Genomic DNA, 8049 nt, shown 5'->3' on the forward strand with positions numbered 1-8049 from the left:
CCGGCTACCCGTCGTCGCCTTGGTAGGCCATTACCCCACCAACTAGCTGATAGGCCGCGGGCTCATCCTTCACCGCCGGAGCTTTCAACCCTCTCCCAGGAGGAAGAGAGTGTTATCCGGTATTAGACCCCGTTTCCAGGGCTTGTCCCAGAGTGAAGGGCAGATTGCCCACGTGTTACTCACCCGTTCGCCACTAATCCACCCCGAAGGGCTTCATCGTTCGACTTGCATGTGTTAAGCACGCCGCCAGCGTTCGTCCTGAGCCAGGATCAAACTCTCCGTGAATGTTTTCCCGTAATCGGGAGACACATCACGAGAGCGGAACAACAAGGTCGGAATATGACCCGTTGTCCACTGCGTCCTCGCTGTGTTGTGCCTACCCGGACCCGAAGACCCGTGCAGGACTTTCAAAGGAACCACCAACCTGCCGAAGCAGGCCGGGGTATCAACATATCTGGCGTTGACTTTTGGCACGCTGTTGAGTTCTCAAGGAACGGACGCTTCCTTTGTACTCACCCCTGCGGGCTTTCCTCCGGGCACTTCCCTTCGGTCTTGCGTTTCCGACTCTATCAGACTCTTTCGTGTCCGATTCCCGGTCGAAGCGGGTCAAGCATTTTTCGCTTTCCAGTTCTCCGCTTTCGCGTTTCCCTTTCGGCGTGTCCACTACTTTAGCGGATTCCCCCGGTTACTCATAATCGAGTCAGTGGGTCTGAATTCCGGGCACGCCGAAATTCGCACCCTCTGGGGTGAGTCGTAGGTAGTGGTTGGCCGCTTCGGGTCTGCGCGGCATGCGATCCGATGGACTGAACCAACAGCTGTACCCGTGTCAAGCGACTCGGACAACATTAGGTGCCCCACTCGGGCGAGTCAAGTTGACCTCAAGCGCGGCGCATGCGTCCGGCACGGGCTCGGCGACGGGTCGCCGTCGCCGCAGAACCGCCGGGGGTGCGGCGCGCCCTCTTCTCCCCGCTCCGGTGCGGGGCCGTTGCGTACCTGGTCACGCGGTGGCCGGGCGTTCCGGAACACGAAGATGCCGGCGCCCTCGTGGGTCATCACATCGAGGCCGCGCCATGCCGGGCGGCATGTCCAGTGCGGTCGCGAGGGAGGCCGAGCCTTTGGCCGGTTCTCTGTGCTGACGGGCTGGAACCCGACGTTCAGCCTCCGGTCGTCGGCTTGGCCCGCGGGCTCAGTCGGTACGCCGAGACCGTCGGGTCACCTGCCAGGTAGAAACGGTGCAGCCAGTCGTGGGCCTGGCTCACGCCTACCCGGGGACCCGCCTGGATGAGCGCGGCCCGCACCGACTCGCCCTCGGACAGCCTGACCGAGGTACCCGTCAGGAGGTCCGCGCCGTTGTGCTCGGCCGTGATGCCGAGCGCCTGGCAGAAGTTCCCCGGGCCTCGGGCGAGACGTGCGCTTTCGACCCTCTCGCCCCGACGCCGGCTTGCCAGGTCCTCTCCCTTGATGACCCTGCCTGCCCGGATGAGGACGGCCGAGGCGATGCCGTCCGTGCCCGTGACGATGTTGGCGCACCAGTGGAGACCGTGGGACCGGTAGACGTACAGGTGTCCCGCGGGGCCGAACATGACGGCGTTACGGGGCGTCTGGCCTCGGTAGGCGTGGGAAGCCGGGTCGGCCGCGCCGGAATACGCCTCGGTCTCCGTGATGGTGATGCTCACGGTTCCCTCCGGGGTCGTGCAGGTGAGCACAGTGCCGAGCAGCTTGGGGGCGACTTCTTCGGCAGGTTGGGCGAGGAGGTCGACGTTCATGCTGACTCCCTTGACGTGCGTACGTGAAAGTGCCCGGGGCGGTGCCGGGAGGGACCGGGCCGCGGCCCGAGGCGTCCCGCGTCGGCGGCGTACGTCCGGGCCGTCGATCATGAGGTTCGAGGTTACTGGGAACCGACTACGGTCGTCGCGCGTATGTAGGGGTCAGGACCTAGGAGGAGAAAACATGGGCTTCAAGCGGCTGCTCGCGAGCATGGGTGCCGGCGGCGCCTCGGTGGAGACGGAGCTGACCGAGGTCAACGTCGTCCCCGGCGGGGTCGTCCAGGGCGAGGTGCGGATCCAGGGCGGCTCCGTCGACCAGCAGATCGAAGGGCTCTCCGTGGGCCTTCAGGCCCGCGTCGAGGTCGAGGGCCAGGACCAGGAGACCAAGCAGGACATCGAGTTCACCAAGCTGCGCATCGGCGGCGCCTTCCAGGTGCAGGCGGGCGCGGTGCACGTGGTCCCGTTCGGCCTGGAGATCCCGTGGGAGACGCCGATCACCATGTTCGCGGGCCAGCACCTGCACGGCATGAACATCGGGGTGACGACCGAGCTGGAGATCGCGCGGGCGCTGGACTCGGGCGACCTCGACCCGATCAACGTGCACCCGCTGCCGGCCCAGGAGGCCATCCTCGACGCCTTCGGCCAACTCGGCTTCAGCTTCCGCAGCGCCGACATGGAGCGCGGCCACATCCGCGGTACGCGGCAGCGGCTGCCGTTCTACCAGGAGATCGAGTTCCACCCGCCGCAGCAGTACCGGGGGCTCAACCAGGTGGAGCTGTCGTTCGTCGCGGACGACCGCGAGATGGACGTCGTCCTGGAGATGGACAAGAAGGCGGGTCTGTTCAGCGAGGGCAGCGACTCGTACCGCGCCTTCAAGGTCGGTCTGCACAACTTCCAGGAGACCGACTGGGCGGCATATCTGAACCAGTGGCTGGCGCAGGTCGGCGGTCAGCGCAACTGGCTCTAGGGTCGGAGGCGTAATCCGACAGAGCCGACAGAAAGGTGCTGACGTGACCGAGCCGAAGAGGGCGCCGCTGCCGCACGACTTCCACCCGGAGGTCCCCTCGTTCACCGTGGTCAGCGAGGACATCGCCGCCGGTGCCGTGCTCGCCGACGCGCAGGTCTACGCGGCGGGGAACACCTCGCCGCAGCTGCGGTGGGAGGGCTTCCCGGCAGAGACGAAGAGCTTCGCCGTGACGTGCTTCGACCCCGACGCCCCCACGGGCAGCGGGTTCTGGCACTGGGTGCTCTTCGACATCCCCGCCTCGGTCACCGAGCTGCCGGCCGGTGCGGGCGGCGGGACGTTCGAAGGACTGCCCGCCGGCGCCGTGCACGCGCGCAACGACTACGGGACCAAGGACTTCGGCGGGGCCGCCCCGCCGGCCGGGGAGAACCACCGCTATGTGTTCACCGTGTACGCGGTGGACAGCGAGAAGCTGGGCCCCGACAGCGACGCCTCGCCCGCGGCGGTCGGGTTCAACCTGCGGTTCCACACCGTGGGCCGGGCCCAGCTGGTCACCGAGTACGCGGAGCCCGCCGAGAACGCCTGAGTACCAAAACGTGCGCATCCGTTTGCCCTGCCCCGGTCTTGGAGAGATCAGGGCAGGGCATTTTTTAATGCGTTGTCCATCACGGCGTGCCGGGGCCAGAGTTGATCCGGGCCTGCCAGGGGGCGGCCGGCACACGGGAGGTGGGCGGGATGCGGGACACGCTGGTACTCAACGCGAGCTTCGAGCCGCTGTCGACGGTGACGTTGAACCGCGCGGTGGTGCTGATCCTTCAGGACAAGGCCGTCGTCGAGCAGTCCCACCCCGGCCTCCGGATGCGCGGCGCCGCCGTGGACATCCCGGTGCCCCGGGTGATCAGGCTCTGCCGGTACGTACGGGTGCCGTTCCGAAGACAGGCGCCGTGGTCCAGGAGGGGCGTCCTGGTCAGGGACCAGCACCGGTGCGCGTACTGCGGGAAGCGGGCGAGCACCGTCGACCATGTGGTGCCGAGGGCTCAGGGCGGGCAGGACACCTGGCTGAACACGGTGGCCTCATGCGCGGAGGACAACCACCGCAAGGCGGACCGTACGCCGGAGCAGGCGGGAATGCCGCTGCTGCGGAAGCCCTTCGTGCCGTCCCCCGCGGAGGCGATGCTGCTGGCGCTGGGGGCCGGCGACCGGTCGGCGCTGCCGGAGTGGCTGGCGCGGAGCGCGGCGTAGCCGTCGTACGCCCGACGATATGAGCGAGGCCCGTCTCCCCGGGGAGACGGGCCTCGGCCGTTCAGCGGAGCAGCAGCTGGACGATGGCGACCGTGCCGACGGTGACGATGAGGCCGCGCAGCAGGGCGGGGCTGAGGCGGCGGCCGACCTTGGCGCCGATCTGGCCGCCGATGGCGGAGCCCACCGCGATCAGGACGACGGCGGTCCAGTCGAAGTCGGCGACGAAGAGGAAGAACAGCGCGGCGATGCTGTTGACGACGGCGGCGAGGACGTTCTTGACGGCGTTGAGACGCTGCATGGTGTCGTCCACCAGCATGCCCATGAGGGAGAGGTAGATGATCCCCTGGGCAGCCGTGAAGTACCCGCCGTAGACGCTGGCGAGGGTCAGGCCGACGTAGAGCAGCGGCCCTCCGTCGGGGTGGGCGGGCGTCCCGGTGCGGGCGCGTCGGTCCTGGACGGCCTTGCTGATGCGCGGTTGCAGGATGACCAGGACGAGGGCCAGGGCGACCAGGACCGGGACGATGGTCTCGAAGGCCGTGGACGGGAGCGCCAGGAGCAGGGTGGCGCCGGTGAGGCCGCCGATGAGGGCGCCTACCGTGAGTTTGAGGACACGGGAGCGCTGGCCTTCGAGTTCCTTGCGGTAGCCGATCGCGCCGCTGATGGAGCCGGGGATCAGGCCGAGCGCGTTGGAGACGGTGGCGGTGACCGGGGCCAGGCCGGTGGCGAGCAGGACGGGGAAGGTGATGAGCGTGCCGGAGCCGACGATCGTGTTGATCGCGCCGGCGCTCATCCCCGCGGCGAAGACGGCGAGCATCTCCCAGATGGACATGGCGTTCCCCCGTGCGTGATCGGTGCTTGCTGCACCGCATCATGCACGGGGGGTGTACACGTCAGTCGACCGGGGGTTCCTCGCGTCGCTCCTTGCCGGTGTTGAAGCCGGGTGCGCCGCCGCCGAGGTTGCCGAAGGCTCCGCTGAGTCCCTTGAGGGCATCGCCGATCTCGCTGGGCACGATCCAGAGCTTGTTGGCGTCGCCCTCGGCGATCTTCGGCAGCATCTGGAGGTACTGGTACGAGAGCAGCTTCTGGTCCGGGTCGCCGGCGTGGATGGACTCGAAGACCGTGCGGATGGCCTGGGCCTCGCCCTCCGCGCGCAGGGCGGCGGCCTTGGCCTCACCCTCGGCGCGCAGGATCGCGGACTGCTTCTCGCCCTCGGCGGTGAGGATCGCGGACTGGCGGGTCCCCTCGGCCTGGAGGATCGCGGCGCGCTTGTCCCGGTCGGCGCGCATCTGCTTCTCCATCGAGTCCTGGATGGAGGTGGGCGGCTCGATCGCCTTGAGCTCGACGCGGTTGACGCGGATGCCCCACTTGCCGGTGGCCTCGTCCAGGACGCCGCGCAGGGCCGCGTTGATCTCCTCGCGGGAGGTGAGGGTCCGTTCCAGGTCCATGCCGCCGATGATGTTGCGGAGGGTGGTGACGGTGAGCTGCTCGATGGCCTGGATGTAGCTGGCCACCTCGTACGTCGCGGCCCGGGCGTCGGTCACCTGGTAGTAGATGACGGTGTCGATGTTGACGACCAGGTTGTCCTGGGTGATGACGGGCTGCGGCGGGAAGGGCACGACCTGCTCGCGCAGGTCGATCCGGTTGCGGATCGAGTCGATGAACGGGACGACGATGTTCAGGCCGGCGTTGAGGGTGCGGGTGTACCGGCCGAAGCGTTCCACGATGGCTGCGCTGGCCTGCGGGATGACCTGGATCGTCTTGATCAGGGCGATGAAGACGAGCACCACCAGAATGATCAGGACGATGATGATCGGTTGCATCGTTTCCTCGTGCCCTTCGGTTGATGATCGTCATCGAGTCTGACAGAACGCGCTTGGGAGCGCGGGCAGTTCGGTCACATGACGATGGCCGTCGCCCCGTCGATGTCCACGACGTCGACCTGTTGGCCGGGCTCGTAACTGAATCCGGTGTCGAATGCGCGCGCCGACCAGACCTCACCGGCCAGTTTGATGCGGCCGCCACCGCCGGTCACCCGTTCCAGGACGACGGCCTGACGGCCCTTCAGGGCGTCGATGCCGGTGGCGTGCACGGGCGCCCGGTCCGCGCGCTGCCGCCCCGCGATCACGCGCACCACGGCCGTCAGCGCCACCGAGACGATGACGAAGACCAGGACCTGGGCGACGATTCCGCCGCCGAGGGCCGCGACGACCGCGGCGGCGACGGCCCCCACGGCGAACATGCCGAACTCGGGCATCGCGGTCAGGACGAGCGGAATGCCCAGTCCCACCGCGCCGATCAGCCACCACACCCACGCGTCGATGTCCACGTGGTCATGGTAGGACCGCATGCACCCTTACCGACAGGGCGCAACCGGGCAACAACCCCTAGCCGAGCGGCAGTCCGCGGGCGGTGTAGCGGTCGCCCTGGTGCTCGACCACGAGGGGCAGGCCGAAGCAGAGGGAGAGGTTGCGGGAGGTGAGCTCGGTCTCCATGGGGCCGGCGGCGAGCACCTTGCCCTGGCGGATCATCAGGACGTGGGTGAAGCCGGGGGCGATCTCCTCGACGTGGTGGGTCACCATGATCATGGAGGGCGCGTACGGATCGCGGGCCAGCCGGCCGAGGCGCCGGACGAGGTCCTCGCGTCCGCCGAGGTCGAGGCCGGCGGCGGGCTCGTCCAGGAGGAGGAGCTCGGGGTCGGTCATCATGGCGCGGGCGATCAGGGTGCGCTTGCGCTCGCCCTCGGAGAGGGTGCCGAACTTGCGGTCGAGGTACTCGGTCATGCCGAGCCGGTCGAGGAAGGCGCGGGCGCGGTCCTCGTCGACCTTGTCGTAGTTCTCGTTCCAGGTGGCGGTCATGCCGTAGGCGGCGGTGAGCACCGTCTGGAGGACCGTCTGGCGGCGGGGCAGCTTGTCGGCCAGTGCGACGCCCGCGATGCCGATGCGGGGGCGCAGGTCGAAGACGTCGGTGCCGACGCCGCCGAGCTTCTCGCCGAGGACGCGGGCGCTGCCCTTGGTGGGGAAGAGGTAGCTGGACGCGATGTTGAGCAGGGTGGTCTTGCCGGCGCCGTTGGGGCCGAGGATGACCCAGCGCTCCCCCTCCTTGACCGACCAGGAGACGTCGTCCACCAGAGCGCGTCCGTCGCGGACCACGGATACGTCCACCAGCTCCAGTACATCGCTCATGAGCGCGTTGTCTCCCCATGCAGTGTCGAGATCGTCGCGTGCCTGTGGGCACAGCTCCCAGGGAAAACCTACGCCACCGCGCGAGTACCGGCGGCGCTGGGCCCGCCGTCGCGGGCCGGGCCGGGCGCGGCAGGACACCCCCTAGGCTGTCCGCATGCTTTCGGAACCACGTTCAGGGCTGCTGGCCGCCTGGGGGAACGCGTTGCTGGCGGGGCTCGTGTCGCCGGACGACGCGGCGCTCGCCATCGTCGGGGAGGACGCGGTGCACCGCGTCGAGGGGCTGCCGGGTGAGGCCGGTCCGGTCGGGCTGACGTTCGCCCTGGGGCGGCTGCGGGCGCTGGGGGTGAGCGGCTTCCGGGTCGCGCTGCCGGTGCCGGGGCATCCGCTGGGGCTGAGCGGTCCGGCCGATTTCAACGCCCGGGCCCTGGAGGCGGAGGAGGCGGTCGTCACGTTCGGCGCCCCGTACGGCCTGGTGCCCGAGGTGCGCGAGGCGGGCCCGGCCGGTGATGTGCACGTGGACGTGGTGTGGCACTGCCTGGCGGTCCGGGAGGCTCCGCCGGCCGACGTGCCCTCGCTGGGCGAGGCGGAACGTGAGCTGGCGGAGGCGCTGCGGGACGCGACGGCGGTGCTGTCCCGGCTCGACGTGGCCGGCTCGGGGCCGGTGGCCGAGGCGGCGGTGGACGCGTACCGGGCGCGGGCGGAACGGGGCCGCGAGGTGCTGGCCCCGGGCTATCCGCCGAGGGCGGTGCGGGTCCTGGAGCTGGCCCAGCGGGTGGGGCTGCTGGTCTCGGTGGCGTACGAGAACGGGCACGGCGGCGCGGTGAGCGCGTCGGAGATGGCGGCGCGGGGTGAGGCGCTGCGGCCGGTGGAGCGGGTGGCGCGGCGGGCGCAGGTG

At 69.2% G+C, this 8049-nt stretch carries 9 protein-coding genes and 1 rRNA gene; 4 read left to right on the forward strand and 6 right to left on the reverse strand.

The window, feature by feature from the left end; translation table 11 throughout:
• Positions 1-285: ribosomal RNA gene (locus G3I41_RS16615) — 16S ribosomal RNA — on the reverse strand; the annotation flags it as partial.
• Positions 286-1154: 869 nt separating this feature from the next.
• On the reverse strand, positions 1155-1766 hold the full coding sequence (locus G3I41_RS16620; RefSeq protein WP_164400997.1) for a DNA-3-methyladenine glycosylase: 612 nt from the start codon (positions 1764-1766) through the stop codon (positions 1155-1157).
• A gap of 184 nt (positions 1767-1950) precedes the next feature.
• Here G3I41_RS16620 and G3I41_RS16625 point away from each other — a divergent pair, with 184 nt between their 5' ends.
• The 3 genes from G3I41_RS16625 to G3I41_RS16635 all read left to right on the forward strand — a co-directional run bounded on the left by G3I41_RS16625 (position 1951) and on the right by G3I41_RS16635 (position 3972).
• Positions 1951-2733 (forward strand): sporulation protein, encoded by a 783-nt coding sequence (locus G3I41_RS16625; RefSeq protein ID WP_164400998.1) that lies wholly within the window; start codon positions 1951-1953, stop codon positions 2731-2733.
• Between the two features lie 43 nt (positions 2734-2776).
• Positions 2777-3316: a YbhB/YbcL family Raf kinase inhibitor-like protein gene (locus G3I41_RS16630; RefSeq protein WP_164400999.1), complete on the forward strand. Its 540-nt coding sequence runs from the start codon at positions 2777-2779 to the stop codon at positions 3314-3316.
• 149 nt (positions 3317-3465) lie between these two features.
• A complete protein-coding gene (locus tag G3I41_RS16635; RefSeq protein WP_164401000.1) occupies positions 3466-3972 on the forward strand; it encodes an HNH endonuclease in 507 nt (168 codons plus the stop codon).
• Positions 3973-4033: 61 nt separating this feature from the next.
• On the opposite strand, the gene G3I41_RS16640 is transcribed toward G3I41_RS16635, so the two are convergent.
• The 4 genes from G3I41_RS16640 to G3I41_RS16655 form a co-directional block, all read right to left on the reverse strand.
• The gene (locus G3I41_RS16640) at positions 4034-4801 is read right to left on the reverse strand and encodes a sulfite exporter TauE/SafE family protein (protein WP_164401001.1); all 768 of its coding nucleotides are present in this window, start codon (positions 4799-4801) and stop codon (positions 4034-4036) included.
• 61 nt (positions 4802-4862) lie between these two features.
• Positions 4863-5792, reverse strand: a complete 930-nt coding sequence (locus G3I41_RS16645; RefSeq protein WP_073968441.1) for an SPFH domain-containing protein — start codon at positions 5790-5792, stop codon at positions 4863-4865.
• Positions 5793-5866: 74 nt separating this feature from the next.
• Positions 5867-6298: an NfeD family protein gene (locus G3I41_RS16650; RefSeq protein ID WP_164401002.1), complete on the reverse strand. Its 432-nt coding sequence runs from the start codon at positions 6296-6298 to the stop codon at positions 5867-5869.
• 58 nt (positions 6299-6356) lie between these two features.
• Complete coding sequence (locus G3I41_RS16655; RefSeq protein WP_164401003.1) at positions 6357-7154, reverse strand: ABC transporter ATP-binding protein; 798 nt, start codon at positions 7152-7154, stop codon at positions 6357-6359.
• A gap of 154 nt (positions 7155-7308) precedes the next feature.
• Here G3I41_RS16655 and G3I41_RS16660 point away from each other — a divergent pair.
• A partial coding sequence (locus tag G3I41_RS16660; protein WP_164401004.1) for a hypothetical protein occupies positions 7309-8049 on the forward strand: 741 nt, incomplete at its 3' end.

The organism is Streptomyces sp. SID9727 (assembly GCF_010550605.1).
Classification (GTDB): Bacteria; Actinomycetota; Actinomycetes; order Streptomycetales; family Streptomycetaceae; genus Streptomyces.

Excerpts from the sequence above, each read along its gene's own strand:
- G3I41_RS16620 (WP_164400997.1), bottom strand. The coding sequence starts at position 1,766 with ATGAACGTCGACCTCCTCGCCCAACCTGCCGAAGAAGTCGCCCCCAAG.
- G3I41_RS16625 (WP_164400998.1), top strand. The coding sequence starts at position 1,951 with ATGGGCTTCAAGCGGCTGCTCGCGAGCATGGGTGCCGGCGGCGCCTCG.
- G3I41_RS16635 (WP_164401000.1), top strand. The coding sequence starts at position 3,466 with ATGCGGGACACGCTGGTACTCAACGCGAGCTTCGAGCCGCTGTCGACG.
- G3I41_RS16640 (WP_164401001.1), bottom strand. The coding sequence starts at position 4,801 with ATGTCCATCTGGGAGATGCTCGCCGTCTTCGCCGCGGGGATGAGCGCC.
- G3I41_RS16645 (WP_073968441.1), bottom strand. The coding sequence starts at position 5,792 with ATGCAACCGATCATCATCGTCCTGATCATTCTGGTGGTGCTCGTCTTC.
- G3I41_RS16655 (WP_164401003.1), bottom strand. The coding sequence starts at position 7,154 with ATGAGCGATGTACTGGAGCTGGTGGACGTATCCGTGGTCCGCGACGGA.